16 protein-coding genes and 5 tRNA genes are annotated in these 15101 nt (G+C 50.4%); 14 read left to right on the top strand and 7 right to left on the bottom strand.

All coding sequences use genetic code 11. The features are described from left to right. The first annotated feature begins 130 nt into the window (after positions 1-130). Genes AB1N33_RS02270 through serS form a run of 5 tightly spaced genes read left to right on the top strand, consistent with a single transcriptional unit; the run spans position 131 to position 6199 of the window. Positions 131-2575, top strand: a complete 2445-nt coding sequence (locus AB1N33_RS02270) for a DNA translocase FtsK (RefSeq protein ID WP_411269980.1) — start codon at positions 131-133, stop codon at positions 2573-2575. A gap of 2 nt (positions 2576-2577) precedes the next feature. Next, on the top strand, positions 2578-3198 hold the full coding sequence (gene lolA / locus AB1N33_RS02265; RefSeq protein ID WP_411269897.1) for an outer membrane lipoprotein periplasmic chaperone LolA: 621 nt from the start codon (positions 2578-2580) through the stop codon (positions 3196-3198). After that, positions 3185-4516, top strand: coding sequence for a replication-associated recombination protein A (locus tag AB1N33_RS02260; protein ID WP_411269896.1), 1332 nt, complete (start codon positions 3185-3187; stop codon positions 4514-4516). Before lolA ends, AB1N33_RS02260 begins: the two co-directional genes overlap by 14 nt. After that, on the top strand, positions 4513-4896 hold the full coding sequence (gene crcB / locus AB1N33_RS02255; protein WP_411269895.1) for a fluoride efflux transporter CrcB: 384 nt from the start codon (positions 4513-4515) through the stop codon (positions 4894-4896). Before AB1N33_RS02260 ends, crcB begins: the two co-directional genes overlap by 4 nt. A 10-nt stretch (positions 4897-4906) precedes the next feature. Continuing rightward, entirely contained in the window at positions 4907-6199 is a 1293-nt protein-coding gene (serS, locus tag AB1N33_RS02250) for a serine--tRNA ligase (protein ID WP_411269894.1), read from the top strand. A gap of 4 nt (positions 6200-6203) precedes the next feature. Here serS and AB1N33_RS02245 read toward each other — a convergent pair whose 3' ends face one another. From AB1N33_RS02245 to AB1N33_RS02225, 5 genes are read right to left on the bottom strand one after another with little or no spacing between them, the layout of a single operon-like run. Next, positions 6204-6551: a TusE/DsrC/DsvC family sulfur relay protein gene (locus AB1N33_RS02245; RefSeq protein WP_411269893.1), complete on the bottom strand. Its 348-nt coding sequence runs from the start codon at positions 6549-6551 to the stop codon at positions 6204-6206. Then, positions 6548-6814 (bottom strand): hypothetical protein, encoded by a 267-nt coding sequence (locus AB1N33_RS02240; RefSeq protein WP_411269892.1) that lies wholly within the window; start codon positions 6812-6814, stop codon positions 6548-6550. Before AB1N33_RS02240 ends, AB1N33_RS02245 begins: the two co-directional genes overlap by 4 nt. Then, positions 6814-7164 carry a DsrE family protein gene (locus AB1N33_RS02235; RefSeq protein WP_411269891.1) on the bottom strand — a complete coding sequence of 117 codons (351 nt, stop codon included), beginning with the start codon at positions 7162-7164 and terminating at the stop codon, positions 6814-6816. Before AB1N33_RS02235 ends, AB1N33_RS02240 begins: the two co-directional genes overlap by 1 nt. Continuing rightward, on the bottom strand, positions 7164-7553 hold the full coding sequence (gene tusD / locus AB1N33_RS02230) for a sulfurtransferase complex subunit TusD (protein ID WP_411269890.1): 390 nt from the start codon (positions 7551-7553) through the stop codon (positions 7164-7166). The genes AB1N33_RS02235 and tusD overlap by 1 nt, the downstream gene beginning before the upstream one ends. 57 nt (positions 7554-7610) lie before the next feature. Beyond that, positions 7611-8276 carry a Bax inhibitor-1/YccA family protein gene (locus AB1N33_RS02225; protein ID WP_411269889.1) on the bottom strand — a complete coding sequence of 222 codons (666 nt, stop codon included), beginning with the start codon at positions 8274-8276 and terminating at the stop codon, positions 7611-7613. 238 nt (positions 8277-8514) lie between these two features. On the opposite strand from AB1N33_RS02225, the gene AB1N33_RS02220 reads away from it, so the two are divergent. The 9 genes from AB1N33_RS02220 (at position 8515) to AB1N33_RS02180 (ending at position 14022) form a co-directional block, all read left to right on the top strand. Further along, positions 8515-8606 (top strand) — tRNA-Ser (locus AB1N33_RS02220). A 359-nt stretch (positions 8607-8965) separates the two neighbouring features. Next, a tRNA-Ser gene (locus AB1N33_RS02215) sits at positions 8966-9057 on the top strand. Positions 9058-9420: 363 nt separating this feature from the next. Then, a complete protein-coding gene (locus AB1N33_RS02210; protein ID WP_411269888.1) occupies positions 9421-10128 on the top strand; it encodes a pirin family protein in 708 nt (235 codons plus the stop codon). Between the two features lie 155 nt (positions 10129-10283). Further along, positions 10284-10928 carry a UvrY/SirA/GacA family response regulator transcription factor gene (gene uvrY / locus AB1N33_RS02205; protein ID WP_411269887.1) on the top strand — a complete coding sequence of 215 codons (645 nt, stop codon included), beginning with the start codon at positions 10284-10286 and terminating at the stop codon, positions 10926-10928. A 9-nt stretch (positions 10929-10937) separates the two neighbouring features. Then, complete coding sequence (uvrC, locus tag AB1N33_RS02200; protein WP_411269886.1) at positions 10938-12755, top strand: excinuclease ABC subunit UvrC; 1818 nt, start codon at positions 10938-10940, stop codon at positions 12753-12755. Between the two features lie 72 nt (positions 12756-12827). Further along, complete coding sequence (gene pgsA / locus AB1N33_RS02195; RefSeq protein ID WP_411269885.1) at positions 12828-13406, top strand: CDP-diacylglycerol--glycerol-3-phosphate 3-phosphatidyltransferase; 579 nt, start codon at positions 12828-12830, stop codon at positions 13404-13406. Positions 13407-13649: 243 nt separating this feature from the next. Then, positions 13650-13725: transfer RNA gene (locus AB1N33_RS02190), tRNA-Gly, on the top strand. A gap of 73 nt (positions 13726-13798) precedes the next feature. Continuing rightward, a tRNA-Cys gene (locus AB1N33_RS02185) sits at positions 13799-13872 on the top strand. A gap of 63 nt (positions 13873-13935) precedes the next feature. Next, a tRNA-Leu gene (locus AB1N33_RS02180) sits at positions 13936-14022 on the top strand. 4 nt (positions 14023-14026) lie between these two features. On the opposite strand, the gene AB1N33_RS02175 is transcribed toward AB1N33_RS02180, so the two are convergent. Together AB1N33_RS02175 and AB1N33_RS02170 are read right to left on the bottom strand one after the other, a co-directional pair. Continuing rightward, a complete protein-coding gene (locus AB1N33_RS02175) occupies positions 14027-14476 on the bottom strand; it encodes an acyl-CoA thioesterase (protein ID WP_411269884.1) in 450 nt (149 codons plus the stop codon). A 28-nt stretch (positions 14477-14504) separates the two neighbouring features. Then, positions 14505-15035 carry a DsrE family protein gene (locus tag AB1N33_RS02170; RefSeq protein ID WP_411269883.1) on the bottom strand — a complete coding sequence of 177 codons (531 nt, stop codon included), beginning with the start codon at positions 15033-15035 and terminating at the stop codon, positions 14505-14507. Between the last annotated feature and the right edge of the window lie 66 nt (positions 15036-15101).

The raw sequence follows: 15101 nt of genomic DNA, 5'->3' as shown, positions 1-15101 counted from the left end.
TCAGTCTCTGCCCGCGTTTCGGCATACATCTTGTAAGTCTGAAATAAGCAAAAGCAGCCGGAATGCGTTCCGGCATAATAATAAACAGGCAGCTGATATGAACGAAAACAAACTTAGTGATTTTAGGGTTATGGCGCGACTATCAGGGACCCAGCGGCTTTTAGAGGCAGGTATGATCATTGCCTGCGTTTTTGCTTTTTTTCTGCTGCTGGCATTAGCTTCTTTTCATCCTGGCGATCCTGGCTGGAGTCAGGCCGGGTTGCAACTCGATGTACACAACTGGGTTGGGGCAACCGGGGCCTGGGTTGCCGATCTGCTGCTATTTAGCTTTGGTTATCTGGCCTATGTTCTGCCGTTCGTCTGCGCGTTTCTTGGCTGGTTTCTTTTTCAGCACATTAAAACACTCGAAGAGTTTGATTATCTGACAATCGGTCTGCGCATCATTGGCGGCTTACTGATGGCGCTTGGCGCTACCGGAATAGCCAGTGTCAATTTCAATGATATCTATAATTTTTCTGCCGGCGGTTTTGTTGGCGATGTCATTAGCTTTGCACTTATCCCGTATTTTAATACGGCAGGCACGATATTATTGCTGCTGTGTTTTTTCTGTACGGGTTTCACGTTACTGACAGGCATTAGCTGGTTGTCCATCATTGATGGTATCGGCAGCATTACGCTGGCCGGAGCCCGTCGTCTTGGGCGGCTGCCTCAGCAGGTGATGGATGTGAACCTGCCACGCCTGTCAAAGCCAGCGTCCGGGGATCATAACGAGAATGATGAAATTGACATCACCAGTATGCGGGCGGAGCCTGTTGCTGATGCAGGGCCAGCCGTTTCCTCTTCGGCGCAGCGCAGTGAACCGGTGATGTCGATTCCTGACGATGTCTTCGATGAGGATGACGATCTTCCACCGTTTTACGCGGATGACACAGAGAAGACAGAGGCTGTTGCTGAGCAGACCGTCCAGGTCAACTCAAAGAAAGACGTCAAGCCGTTCGTTAATGCCGGCCCGGGACGCGTCAGCAAACCGGTTCCGTCACCGTCTGCCCAGGCAGGGCAGGGCAGTGATGATCCTGATGTTGGTCCAATGCCTTCTGTCGACCTGCTGGAGAGACCGGACAAGCATGAAAATCCGCTTACCCAGGAAGAACTGGATATCGTTTCCAGGCTGGTAGAGGACAAACTGGCTGATTTCAATATCGAGGCATCGGTGGTTGGTGTGTATCCCGGGCCGGTCATTACCCGTTTCGAGCTTGACCTCGCACCTGGTGTCAAAGTCAGCAAAATTACCGGGCTGTCTAAGGATTTGGCGCGCGCGATGTCTGCAATATCGGTGCGGGTCGTCGAGGTGATACCGGGTAAATCCGTGATTGGCCTTGAATTGCCGAATAAAAAGCGTGAGATGGTGCGCTTAAGCGAGGTGATTACCTGCGATACCTTCCAGTCTAATTCGTCACCGCTCACCATGGTGCTGGGAGCTGACATTTCCGGTAAGCCTGTGGTTGTTGACCTTGCTAAGATGCCACACTTGCTGGTTGCCGGTACAACGGGCTCGGGTAAGTCAGTGGGCGTCAACGTGATGATCCTCAGTCTGCTTTATAAGAGCACGCCCGAAGACGTCCGAATGATCATGATTGACCCGAAAATGCTCGAATTGTCAGTTTACGAGGGCATCCCGCATCTGCTTGCCGAAGTAGTTACCGACATGAAAGAAGCCGCCAACGCGCTACGCTGGTGTGTCGGCGAGATGGAGCGGCGTTACCGTCTGATGAGTGCGCTGGGTGTGCGAAACCTTAAAGGGTATAACGCCAAGGTTATGCAGGCTATTGCTGACGGCGAGCCGATCCGCGACCCGCTCTGGAAGCCAGAGGAAAGTATGGATACCGAAGCGCCGGAGCTTGGTAAACTGCCAAGCATCGTTGTCGTGGTCGATGAATTCGCCGACATGATGATGATTGTTGGCAAGAAAGTGGAAGAATTGATTGCCCGTATAGCGCAAAAAGCAAGGGCTGCAGGTATTCACCTGATTCTGGCAACCCAGCGTCCTTCTGTGGACGTAATTACCGGTCTGATTAAGGCCAACATCCCGACCCGGATTGCATTCCAGGTATCCAGTAAAATTGACTCGCGAACCATTCTTGACCAGCAGGGGGCCGAGGCGCTCTTGGGCATGGGCGATATGTTATATCTGCCTCCCGGCAGCCCGGTACCTACCCGGGTTCACGGCGCGTTTGTCGACGATCATGAGGTACATGCTGTGGTTGCCGACTGGAAAAAACGTGGCGAGCCTGAATACATTGATGAAATTCTTAATGGCGAGGCAACCGCAGAAGTTCTTCTGCCTGGGGAGCAGCCAGAGGGTGAAGATCAGGAGCTCGATGCGTTTTATGACGAAGCCGTTGCGTTTGTCACGGAAAGCCGCCGGGCGAGCGTATCGAGCGTACAGCGAAAATTCAGAATTGGTTACAATCGTGCGGCCAGACTGGTTGAACAAATGGAGCACAGTGGCGTCGTAAGTCCACCAGGACATAATGGCAGCCGTGAAGTGCTGGCACCACCCGCACCCAAGGAGTAACAATGAAAGCATTAGTCGCCTGTATTGCAGTAAGTTTGTCTGCAGTCGCTACAGCGTCAGATAACAGTGTAAGCGCACAAGACGCGCTCAAACAGCATCTGTCTACGATGCAGCAATATCGCGCAGCGTTTTCACAACGGGTAAGCGATGCCGATGGTAATGTCGTGCATGAAGCGACAGGTACGCTTACCCTTGCCCGTCCCGATAAATTACGCTGGGAAACTGTGACACCGGATGCATCGTTGCTGATTGCGGATGGGCAGTCGGTATGGAATATCGACCCGTTCGTGGAGCAGGTAACGGTAATTGCACAGGATAAGGCGGTCAGTGATAACCCGATTATTCTGTTAACTACGTCAGATCCCGCAGTCTGGGATACGTTTACGATCAGTTATGGCGAGGATCAGTCATCGTTCTCTGTTGTGCCGCTGGCGCAGGGCGGCCAGATCCAGTCGCTGTCGCTTACCTTCGACAGCAACACACTGGTGGCCTTGTCCATGGTGGATAGCCAGTCTCAGTTAAGCGCGCTGTCCTTCAGTGACATAGCAACGACGTTTGATATCAGTACCGGTTATTTCTCGCCAGAGATCCCGGACACCTACATTGTTGATGATCAGCGATAGTCTGACCATGAATGAACCTGATCCGTTTGCGCCACTTGCAGCCCGGATGCGTCCACGCAGCGTGGAGGAGTATGTTGGCCAGTCACACCTTTTAGGTGACGGTAAGCCGCTGGCTAAAATGCTGGAAAGCGGCCAGTGCCATTCAATGGTGCTCTGGGGACCGCCGGGGACAGGCAAAACCACCCTGGCCGAACTGATTGCGCGTTACACCAACGCCAATGTTATCCGGTTATCCGCGGTTACGTCCGGCGTAAAGGACGTCCGGGCGGCAATGGACAAAGCCGAGCAGGATGCCCGCTATCAACAGCGAACCTTGCTGTTCATCGACGAGGTACACCGCTTCAATAAAAGTCAGCAGGACGCGTTTTTGCCCTTTGTCGAGTCAGGCACGGTGACATTTGTCGGCGCCACGACGGAAAATCCCTCGTTTGAACTTAATAATGCGTTGTTGTCGCGTGTCAGGGTCTATGTGCTAAAAGCGCTGGATCACGACGCACTGTCTTCGCTGCTCGATCATGCACTGACAGATAGCCAGCGGGGATTAGGTGAAAAACAGCTTAAGTTAGCGGATGATGCCCGTCGTGCGCTGATTGGGTTGTGTGGTGGTGATGGCCGGCGATTGCTGACCTATCTGGAACTGGCGTCTGATTTTGCCAGTGACAGTACCATCACGCTTCGCGATATCGAAGAGGCTGTGGGTGAAAAAGTGGCCAGCTACGATAACAAAGGCGATACCTTTTATGACCTTATTTCGGCCTTTCACAAATCAGTACGTGGCTCCGATCCGGATGCCGCCCTTTATTGGTATGCCCGCATCCTTGATGGCGGTGGCGATGCGCTTTATGTAGCACGACGATTGCTGGCGATTGCGTCTGAAGACATTGGTAATGCTGACCCCAGAGCAATGCAGTTGTGCGTTAATGCCTGGGATACGTTTCACCGGGTCGGTCCGGCCGAAGGGGAACGGGCCATTGCCCAGGCTGCCGTGTATTGTGCACTGGCGGCCAAAAGTAATGCGGTTTACCGCGCGTTCAGTGCCGCCAAACAACTGGCCCGTCAGACCGCCGACGCGCCAGTACCGGTGCATTTACGAAATGCCCCTACTGAGTTGTTAAAATCTATGGGGCATGGCAAGGAATACCGTTATGCCCATGACGAGCCTAATGCCTTTGCCGCCGGAGAGGTGTATTTACCTGATGTGATAGCTGGAACCCGGTTGTATGAGCCCGAGGAGCGAGGACTGGAAAAGCAACTGAAAGCCAAACGGGCGTATCTGGATAACCTTAACCGGCAAAGTTCAAGGAAACGCACGCCATGAATCAGGGCTTAATGATTTACATTTACATCGCAACAGGTGGTGCCGCCGGTGCTTGTTTGCGTTATTTGTGCACGTCGGTGGTGGATTCCTGGTTTGGAAAACATCTGCCCTTTGGTACACTAGCGGTCAACGTGCTGGGGTCGTTCGGTCTGGCACTGCTTTATGGTTTTATTGAACGTCACGACCTGGCAGATTCTCCTTATCGTATGCTGATAGGCGTGGGTCTGTTTGGCGCATTTACAACGTTCTCAACATTTTCTATCGAAACCCTGACCTTACTTGAAAATGGCCTGTGGTATAAAGCACTGCTTAATGTGCTTATGAACGTATTTGCCTGCCTGCTCGCTGGCTGGGCGGCAGTTGAATTGATGAAAGGATAAGAAGAAACACATGTTAGATCCCAAGTGGCTGAGAAATGATATTGAGACGACTGCCGCGCGTCTCAAAAACCGTGGATTTATTCTGGATGTGGACGCATTCAATGCCATGGAAGAAAAGCGGAAGGCGTTGCAGAAGACCACGCAGGAACTGCAAAACGAGCGCAATACACGCAGTAAAGCAATTGGCCAGGCAAAAAGAGAAGGTCAGGACATTGCGCCGTTGCTGGCACAAGTCAGTGATTTGGGCGATAAGCTCGATGCCGCAAAGGCAGAATTAGATGCCGTGCTGGCAGAGATTGATGCCTTTACACAGGGGATTCCTAACCTGCCTGATGACAGTGTACCTGTGGGCAAAGACGAATCTGAAAACAAAGAAATCTATACCTGGGGCACGCCACCGACGTTCGATTTTGACGTCAAAGATCATGTTGATCTTGGGCTCGGACTGGCCAATGGACTGGACTTTGAAACGTCTGCAAAAATTACCGGTAGCCGCTTTGTGGTGATGCGCGGACAAGTTGCCAGACTGCATCGCGCGCTGGCTCAGTTTATGCTGGACGTGCACACCCGTGAACACGGTTATGAAGAAACCTATGTCCCGTATCTGGTCAACGCCGACAGTCTCTACGGTACCGGTCAGTTGCCAAAATTTGGTGAAGATTTATTTCATACCAAGCCTGCGACCGAAGAGGGGCAGGGGCTGTCACTTATCCCAACAGCGGAAGTGCCACTGACAAACATTGCCCGTGACGAGATCCTTGATGCCAAAACGCTGCCAGTAAAAATGACGGCCCACACCCCGTGTTTCCGCTCTGAAGCCGGTTCCTATGGCAGAGATACCCGCGGACTCATTCGTCAGCATCAGTTTGAGAAAGTCGAGCTGGTGCAACTGGTGAAGCCGGAAGACAGTTTTGCCGCGCTGGAGTCTCTGACAGAGCACGCTGAAAACATCCTTAAAAAGCTGGGACTGGCTTACCGTAAGGTTCTGCTGTGCACTGGCGATATGGGCTTTGGTTCATGTAAGACCTACGATCTTGAGGTATGGCTGCCAGCGCAAAACACCTACCGCGAGATTTCGTCCTGTTCGAATATGCTGGATTTCCAGGCCCGTCGTATGCAGGCTCGCTATCGTAATCCGGAAACGAACAAGCCGGAGCTGTTACATACACTGAACGGTTCCGGACTGGCGATTGGCCGCACACTGGTTGCCGTACTGGAAAACTATCAGCAGGCCGATGGCAGCATCAAAGTGCCAGACGCGCTGGTTAGTTATATGGGTGGTATCACCGAACTGCGCGCCTGAGCATTCACAGGCACTTGGCAGGCTTTGGAAGCCCCGCCAGTTTGGTTGCCTGTTTTGCAGGACCTTTAGGAAACAGTCGCTGAAGATAGCGGCTGTTTCCTTTTTCGGGGCCATAAGCATTGGCCATGGCCTTGACCAGTGCGCGTATTGCCGGACTGGTATCAAATTCCAGGTAAAATTGTCGGACGAAACGAACGACCTCCCAGTGTGCATCGGTCAGTGTGATGCCTTCTGCATCAGCCAGTACGGGCACCATCTCTTCACTCCATTGTTCAAAATCCTTCAGATAGCCGGCTTTATCAGTTTCGATATGGCGACCGTCAAAAATGATGAAGTGTGAATTTTCGCTCATTTAAGTAAGATCCATGGGTGATGCGTGGTGCTCATGCTTGTCCAGTCAGACAGTGTCCACGCGGTATTTTCATCAACGTCCAGCCCGCGAGATTGGGTGTCCTCTACAAGCTGATGTAAGCGCAAAGACGGATAAGCTGCGCGCAGACGCGAATACAAATAGACGGCATTCTGAGTCAGTAATACCGGCACGTTATCGGGTAATTCAGCCAGCAGGGCTTCTGAACAGTCACTGAGGTGTGAATCGGTCATATAAAATAACATCAGAACCTCACAACATGGTCGGTACGTGCAAACAGCGCCAGTTTATCTGATGTGGAGATGAGCTTAAACTCACTATCAGGGTTATGCGTAACCCTGTTCGCGGCCAGACTCTCGCTACAAACGTAGCATGGTTCAACATCAAATAAAGCGAGTGATTTCAGTCGCTTTTCGATATTTTTCACCCCTTTTTCGGTGTGCTGATTATGCTGCAACTGCCATACACCGTCGCCTTCAATAAGAACCGCCACCTCATGTCCATAATTGGTCGCGGCAAGGGCGAAATCGATACCTTCTGCTGCAGCGCTGTTGCCATAAGGCGGAGAGGAAAGGATTACCAGTAAAGACGCCATCAGAATTGTACCAGGTGATCACAATGATGCAGGGCAGTAAAAAACTCACCAAGCCCAGCCTGTTCAAACGGTGCAGACAGATTACTCATTACAATGCCTGCCTCAGAAGCTTCCTGCGGTGATATGACCCCGCGCTTTGTGGCTGCGGTGACACACACTATCAGGCGAACGCCAAGTGTTTCATGTAATGCCTGCCAGGCTTCGCGCGGGTGGTATTCATCTGTGGGAGGAGATGACAGCGCATTAGCATGATAAATGCCTTCACCATAGAAAAAGATATGATCGACCTTATGTCCGGCATGGTGTGATTGTACGACAAAATCATGCGCGCGCTTTGCCGCATCGCTGTCAAAGGGGGCGGTGGTGACAAGTAGTGAGTAGCAAGTCATAAAACAAAAACACCCCGTTACCGGGGTGTTTTCTCCATCTTCAGCGGCCGGCTTTGATTAATCATCGCCACCAAACGCACCGAGCAGATGCAGGATAGACGTGAAGAGGTTGTACAGGTTCAGATACATCGCAACGGTTGCACGAACGTAGTTGGTTTCACCACCGTGGATAATACGGCTGGTATCAAACAGGATGAATCCTGACATGATAAACACAATCGCTGCGCTGATGGCCAGGCTGACAGCCGGTACCGCAAAGAAAATATTTGCGATGGCGGCGACAAGTACAACGACCAGGCCTACAACCAGGAAGCCACCCATAAATGAGAAATCTTTCTTGGTGGTCAGTGCATAGCCAGACAGGGCAAAGAAGACCAATGCCGTTGCGCCCAGCGCTTCCATAATCAGGCCCGGACCGGCAACGCCCAGATAAAAGTTAAGGGTATAGCCTAACGATGCACCCATGAGTCCGGTAAAACCAAACACCCAGTAGATACCGCTTGCTGACTCTGCCTTTTTGTTGATCACAAACAGCATAATGAATGCGCCGATTGTCATCACCAGTGACATCATAGGTGAAATACCTACGGCCATTGCGATACCCGCGCACACGGCACTGAATGCCAGCGTCATTGCCAGCAGCATGTACGTATTACGCAGCACTTTATTGGTTTGTAATACTGACGACTGAGATGCACCAGAATAAACCGAACGTTGTTCCATTGTTTCCTCCAACAGGACATAGATAACTACCGGTATGGTAGCGTACTTCTTAGAGGTGTTGTATGGCTTTTGGTTCCGTTTTTCAAGCTTTTTGACGTAAATAGTTGTGTCATGCATCAAACTGAACACAGGTTATACATCAGAGGCTTAGCGTGGTTAAAAACCCGACATTCAGCGCACTTTTCTTAAATTAGTGCTTTACAGGGTAAAAAATTTCATTAAGATACGCAGCACTTCAGGAGAGATGGCAGAGTCCGGTTGAATGCACCTGACTTGAAATCAGGCGAAGGGTCAAACCTTCCGGGGGTTCGAATCCCTCTCTCTCCGCCATATTCAAAAAGAACCGGCCCTGTGCCGGTTTTTTTGTATGTGCTGGGAAGACGGGGACATGATGAGAACCCCATGTTCGACAAAATCGCCGGGAGCGATTTTGAACGCGCGCCAGCGCGGCCCGAAGGGCGAAGGGCAGGATGCCCGGAGTAATCCCTCTCTCTCCGCCATATTCAAAAAAAAACGGCCCTGTGACGGTTTTTTTGTATGTGATGGAAAGACGGGGAAATGATGCAGACCAACATGCAGACGATGTTGAGTAACTTATCACCGACCTGGCCAGCTTTTGTTCAATCAAACGTTTTATCAACGTTTTCTGCTTTACAGCACAGAATTATTCATTACCATACACGGCAAATGGAGAGATGGCAGAGTCCGGTTGAATGCACCTGACTTGAAATCAGGCGAAGGGTCAAACCTTCCGGGGGTTCGAATCCCTCTCTCTCCGCCACATTCAAAAAGAACCGGCCTTGTGCCGGTTTTTTTGTATGTGCTGGGAAGACGGGGACATGATGAGAACCCCATGTTCGACAAAATCGCCGGGAGCGATTTTGAACGCGCGCCAGCGCGACCCGAAGGTCGAAGGGCAGGATGCCCGGAGTAATCCCTCTCTGTGCCATATTCAAGGAAAACCGGTCCTATGCCGGTTTTTGTGCCTGGCTAGCATCAGGTAATATTCCTAACGCCTCGTATTCTAACAATTAGAATTTAATCACCGCATATTTGAAATTTTTGTTCGTTATTGCCGGATTATAATCACTCCATCAAACGTTGCAGTGTAACGGTACCTGCAACTATGACGGAGACCAATGCGATGCAATATATCAGAAAAAGTCATGAACGAGGCGGTGTGGATTTTGGCTGGCTGCAGTCTCAGCACAGCTTTTCTTTTGGTAGCTATTTTGACCCGAATCATATGGGATTTTCGGTGCTTCGGGTTATTAATGACGACTGGGTAAAGCCTGGTAAAGGTTTTGGTACGCACGGTCATAAAGACATGGAAATTATTTCCTATGTTGTCGAAGGTGCGCTCAAACATAAAGATAGTACTGGCAATGATTACGTCATCCCCGCCGGTGACGTTCAGAGAATGAGCGCAGGAAAGGGGATAATGCACTCTGAATTTAATCCTTCTGACAATGAGGAAGTAAACTTTCTGCAGATATGGATAACGCCAAATGTCCAGGAAGCCGAACCAGGCTATGAACAAAAAACAATTCAGGATAAGGGCAAGCTGACGCCACTGGTAACACCAAATGGCGAAGGTAACAGCCTTTCGATTAATCAGGATGCATCAATGTACCGGGTTAAACTGGTACCAGGAGAGTCGCTCGAACTGACCACCGGTGAACGGTTTGGCTATTTGCACACGGTGAAAGGACAGTTCACTGCTGTGAGTAACGACAGCACTGTCTCCTTCGGCCAGGGCGATGCCTTCGGTGCAATTACCGGGCAAACGATCCTGATTACCGCGGACACAGACGTGGAAGCGTTGTGGTTTGATCTTCCTCCCGTCGCCTGAATGGTGTCAAAGTGACCGCACAACCTCTTGGCTGTGCGGTTTTTTTTGGTTAAATATGAGAGCTTTTTTCCTGTCATCATCGTGATATTATTAGCAGGCTAGTGTGAGCGTCATCGTTGTCTAAGTTACGCAGTAAAAAACAGTGAGCCACCATTTTGATAAAAATAATACTTGCCGATGATCATGATCTGGTCCGCACAGGCATAAAGCGAATTCTGGAAGACGAGAAAGACTTTACTGTTGTCGCCGAAGCGTCAAATGGTGAAGAGGCGGTGCAGTACTGCCGTAAAAATGCGCCTGATGTGGTGTTGATGGACGTAAATATGCCGGGAATTGGCGGGCTTGAGGCCACCAAGAAGATTCTGCGCCTGTCAGAAAATATCCGCGTTATTTGCCTGTCTATGCACAAAGAAAATCCCATCCCTGCACAAGTCATGTCTGCAGGCGCGTTTGGCTTTCTGACAAAAGATGCCGAGCCACAGGAGATGATCACTGCCATTCACAAGGTTGCTGCAGGACAAAAGTACCTGTCGGCAGATATTGCCAGCAGTATTGCGCTTAGTAAGCTTACACCGACAACCGATAATCCGTTTGACGTACTGTCAGATCGCGAACTCAATATTGCTATGCGCCTGACCCGTGGACAGAAGGTGCCTGAAATCGCCAGCGAACTGAGTATCAATGCGAAGACAGTAAACACCTATCGGTATCGCATGTTTGAAAAACTGGGGGTAACCACGGATGTCGAGCTTACTCACCTCGCGTTACGTCATAAACTGATTGACCCGAATCTGCTTTAATCTGTGCTGATGTCTTCTTTTGATTCCGCAGCATTTCTGAAAAGCCTGACGAACAAACCCGGTGTTTACCGCATGTATAACGCTGCCGGCGATGTGATCTATGTTGGCAAGGCTAAAAACCTGAAAAAACGGGTGTCCAGCTACTTCAGAGTGCAGGTTGATAACGCTAAAACCCGCTCATTGGTCAGTCAGATTGCTGACATGAATGTGACGGTGGTGAATAGTGAAACAGAAGCGTTTCTGCTTGAAAACAATTTCATAAAAAAGTACCGCCCACGTTACAACGTGCTGATGCGGGACGATAAGTCCTATCCGTTTATTTTTCTGTCTGCTCATGAGCATCCTCGATTGTCGTTTCACCGCGGCCCGCAAAAGAAAAAAGGGGAATATTTTGGTCCTTACCCCAGTGCCTGGGCAGTTCGGGAAAGCCTGAGAACAATGCAGAAGCTGTTCCCGGTTCGACAGTGTGAAGACAGTTACTACCGTGCACGCAGTCGTCCCTGTTTGCAGTATCAGATGAAGCGTTGCAGTGCGCCGTGTGTGGAAGGGTTCGTCAGTGACGAGGAATATGCTGACCAGGTCAGTCTGGCGCGTCTGTTCCTGAAGGGAAAAAATCAGCAGGTCATTGGTTCGTTAGTCGAAAAGATGGAACGTGCCAGTGAAAACCTTAACTTTGAGGCGGCCGCCAGGTATAGGGACCAGATCACTGCACTAAGAACGGTGCAGGAGCGTCAGTGGGTAGCGGGTACGCAGGACGAAATGGACGTGTTTGGTTTTGCTTTCCGCGGCAATATGGCGTGCATACAGGTTATGTTTATTCGCGACAGTCAGCTGCTAGGTAGCAAGGCCTTTTTCCCGAAAGTGCCGGATACGGCAGATGAACAGGAAATTTTTGAATCATTTTTTCTGCAATTTTATCTGGCAGGGAATAAGGTCATTCCTAAGCAAATAGTGCTCGATCAGCCGTTAAGTGATGAAATGGCCATCGCGGATCTGCTTTCAGGGGAGGCCGGTTACAAAGTCAGCTTTTTTAAAGGGGCACGGGAAGAGAAGCGGCGTTATTTGAAACTGGCCCAGCAAAATGCCCAAAATGCGCTGGACGCACAGTATGGGCAGCAAAAATCGGTATTTGCCCGCTTTGTTGATTTGGAGTCTGTGCTTGAGCGCGACCAGCCTATTCAACGCATGGAGTGTTTCGATATCAGTCACACATCCGGGCAGCAGACCGTCGCCTCCTGTGTGGTCTTTAACCGCGAGGGTCCGTTAAGTAGTGACTACCGGCGTTACAATATAGAAGGGATCACACCGGGGGATGACTATGCCGCCATGGCGCAGGCGCTGAAACGCCGCTACAAGAGTGTCAAAGAGGTGCAAAAGGTGCCTGATATTCTGTTTATTGACGGCGGGAAAGGGCAACTAGCCCAGGCGGAACAGTTTTTTGAGGACTGGCCTGATGATGTGAAGCCGTTACTGATTGGCGTGGCAAAAGGTACAACCCGTAAGCCCGGTCTGGAAACGCTGATCCTGGCCGGCTCACATGAAACGTTAAGTCTCGAACGTCATGCGCCGGCACTGCACCTTATTCAGCATATTCGTGACGAATCTCACCGGTTTGCCATTGCCGGACACCGCAACCGCCGCCAGAAGGTGAAAACCACGTCAACGCTGGAATCTATCCCCGGTGTTGGGGCGAAAAGACGGCAGTCATTGCTCAAGTACATGGGCGGACTGCAGGGCCTTAAAAAAGCCAGTAAGGATGAAATCGCTAAAGTGCCGGGGATCAGTCATGATCTGGCAGAAACTATTTATGATCATTTGCATCAGTAACCGTGTTGCGTGTAACGTTAACGACATATTGCAGTTCGCCGTGTTAACGCGCATCCAGTCAGAGAAGTAATTATGTGGACGATACCTAATGTTGTCACCCTGTTCAGGGTGGTACTTATTCCTGTGTTTGTAGTGGTATATTTTCTTGACTGGAAATGGGCTCATGAGGCGGGCGCTTTTATTTTTTGGCTGGCGGCGATAACCGACTGGTTTGATGGATACCTGGCCAGAAAACTGAAACAGACAACGCCGTTTGGCGCGTTTCTGGATCCGGTCGCCGATAAGCTTATCGTGGGTGCGGCGCTACTGATGATTACTCATCACTATGCCACGTTGTGGATCACCATACCGGCGATTATTTTGCTGGTGCGTGAGATTTATATTTCGGCCTTAAGGGAATGGATGGGGCAGTATGGCAGCAGCGATTCTGTCAAAGTGTCATTTGTGGGGAAGGCGAAAACCACCGCCCAGATGCTGGCACTGATTGGTTTGTTGTCTGGCCTTGAGACATTTATGGGCTTTCCGATTTACTGGGTCAGCCTGGGTTACATCCTGCTATACATTGCGGCTGTCTTGTCAATGTGGTCCATGATCAGTTACACCCTGGCGGCAGTGCCTTACCTGACCGCAGCGTCGCGTCAGCGCAACTGATGAATGCATCGCCAGGATGCTTAAAAAATTAGCAAACAGTCTGCAAATACAGGATTTCGCGACTTTTAATATTGACAGTGGGGAAGGTGGCGGTAGAATGCTCCCCACATTGAAACGGACGTACGTCGGTTTCGTTTTGCGGGAATAGCTCAGCTGGTTGAGCACACCTCGTCGCGAAGAGATTGCCAAGTTGGCAAGGTTTGCGGTGTGGATAATACCAGCGGCATTAACGCATTGTTTTACGCGGGAATAGCTCAGCTGGTAGAGCACAACCTTGCCAAGGTTGGGGTCGCGAGTTCGAATCTCGTTTCCCGCTCCAAATTACGAAAAGCGTTGATACGTTATTAGCGCTTAGAGTGTGAATTAGCGATACGTTATCACTCGAAAGTTTCGGCGGAATGGCAGAATGGCTATGCAGCGGATTGCAAATCCGTGGATCTCGGTTCGACTCCGGGTTCCGCCTCCACTTCTTACTGCAATCGCAGTCAATCAGGCACCATCCTGACACCAATAACCGTAAAGGTACCCGGCCCGGGTGGTGAAATTGGTAGACACAAGGGATTTAAAATCCCTCGCTGGTAACAGCGTGCCGGTTCAAGTCCGGCCCCGGGCACCATTTTCTACAATACTCCTGCATGATCAACCACCCGGTTGTGGGCTCCCTTTGATAAACTCGCTTTCATATCGTCCGGGATGGAGCATTTTTTGAATGTGGTGTTGTCAACCATAACGTAAATGACCTCAGCCCGGGCAATTTCCCGCTGCGTTTCATGATGATGCATTACCATCGATAGTGTGAAAGAGGTAGTGCCAATATGCGATGCATGCACACGAATTGCCAGCACATCATCGAACCGCGCGGATGACTGCCAGGTCATTGTCAGCTTTACCACCTGGTTGTCGAGACCGCGCGCTACGACGTCGGCATAATTGCCCCATACAGCGCGCATAAATTCGGTCGCTGAAATGTCTGCATAATCGCCATATCGTGCATTAAAAACGACATTCTGCGGGTCGCACTCACTGTAACGAACACGCAGTAAATAGGTAAAAGGTCTGGTTTCACTCATCTCTTTATCCGGTTCATGTACCTGTCAATCAGAAGGGGTTAAGCGTATAGCCCTGCTGTTGCAGTTCAGCGTGTGCTGTCATCGCAGACAACGATACCGTTACGCCATCAATAAATTGGTCAGCCTCAATACCAAAATATGCAGCTGACTGTCCGCACACCGTGATAGTAACCTGATTATCAAGCAGGGCATTGATAAGGGGCGCATTTGCGTTATCAACGTCGAAATTTTCCTGATAAGCCGCTTTGTTCAGCAGGTCAAAAATGCCTTTGCCATGTACAACCAGCGCCAAATGAATATTTTCTTTTTTCACCCCATTAGCCACATGCATGTTAATAAAGCGGGCAAGGCTGTTTATTTTGCGATTAACATCACCCGGAGTCGCCTGATCAGTGGTGTCAAAGGCAACGTGAAATGTTGTCGTATCTGAAAAAGCATGGGGATGCGACACGGCCACATGCTGTCCGTAGTCGGTAAATACAGGACCTTTATTAAAGGTATCAGCCTGTGCATGCAGGCAAAATCCGGTTAAAAACACCGTCATTAAGCGAATTTTCATGTTGTTCTCCAGTGAAAACCGTTGAGGCTGTAAGTAAAAAAAGACAGCCTGTAAGGCTGACGTGCC

Origin of the sequence: Alteromonas nitratireducens (assembly GCF_040812025.1) — a bacterium.
GTDB classification, from domain to species: domain Bacteria; phylum Pseudomonadota; class Gammaproteobacteria; order Enterobacterales; family Alteromonadaceae; genus Alteromonas; species Alteromonas nitratireducens.
This window is presented reverse-complemented; position numbering and strand designations above follow the sequence as displayed.

What these genes read in the sequence shown, in the direction of transcription:
- AB1N33_RS02270 (WP_411269980.1), top strand. Translation starts at nt 131, where the DNA reads ATGGCGCGACTATCAGGGACCCAGCGGCTTTTAGAGGCAGGTATGATC.
- lolA (WP_411269897.1), top strand. Translation starts at nt 2,578, where the DNA reads ATGAAAGCATTAGTCGCCTGTATTGCAGTAAGTTTGTCTGCAGTCGCT.
- AB1N33_RS02260 (WP_411269896.1), top strand. Translation starts at nt 3,185, where the DNA reads ATGATCAGCGATAGTCTGACCATGAATGAACCTGATCCGTTTGCGCCA.
- crcB (WP_411269895.1), top strand. Translation starts at nt 4,513, where the DNA reads ATGAATCAGGGCTTAATGATTTACATTTACATCGCAACAGGTGGTGCC.
- serS (WP_411269894.1), top strand. Translation starts at nt 4,907, where the DNA reads ATGTTAGATCCCAAGTGGCTGAGAAATGATATTGAGACGACTGCCGCG.
- AB1N33_RS02245 (WP_411269893.1), bottom strand. Translation starts at nt 6,551, where the DNA reads ATGAGCGAAAATTCACACTTCATCATTTTTGACGGTCGCCATATCGAA.
- AB1N33_RS02240 (WP_411269892.1), bottom strand. Translation starts at nt 6,814, where the DNA reads ATGTTATTTTATATGACCGATTCACACCTCAGTGACTGTTCAGAAGCC.
- AB1N33_RS02235 (WP_411269891.1), bottom strand. Translation starts at nt 7,164, where the DNA reads ATGGCGTCTTTACTGGTAATCCTTTCCTCTCCGCCTTATGGCAACAGC.
- tusD (WP_411269890.1), bottom strand. Translation starts at nt 7,553, where the DNA reads ATGACTTGCTACTCACTACTTGTCACCACCGCCCCCTTTGACAGCGAT.
- AB1N33_RS02225 (WP_411269889.1), bottom strand. Translation starts at nt 8,276, where the DNA reads ATGGAACAACGTTCGGTTTATTCTGGTGCATCTCAGTCGTCAGTATTA.
- AB1N33_RS02210 (WP_411269888.1), top strand. Translation starts at nt 9,421, where the DNA reads ATGCAATATATCAGAAAAAGTCATGAACGAGGCGGTGTGGATTTTGGC.
- uvrC (WP_411269886.1), top strand. Translation starts at nt 10,938, where the DNA reads ATGTCTTCTTTTGATTCCGCAGCATTTCTGAAAAGCCTGACGAACAAA.
- pgsA (WP_411269885.1), top strand. Translation starts at nt 12,828, where the DNA reads ATGTGGACGATACCTAATGTTGTCACCCTGTTCAGGGTGGTACTTATT.
- AB1N33_RS02175 (WP_411269884.1), bottom strand. Translation starts at nt 14,476, where the DNA reads ATGAGTGAAACCAGACCTTTTACCTATTTACTGCGTGTTCGTTACAGT.
- AB1N33_RS02170 (WP_411269883.1), bottom strand. Translation starts at nt 15,035, where the DNA reads ATGAAAATTCGCTTAATGACGGTGTTTTTAACCGGATTTTGCCTGCAT.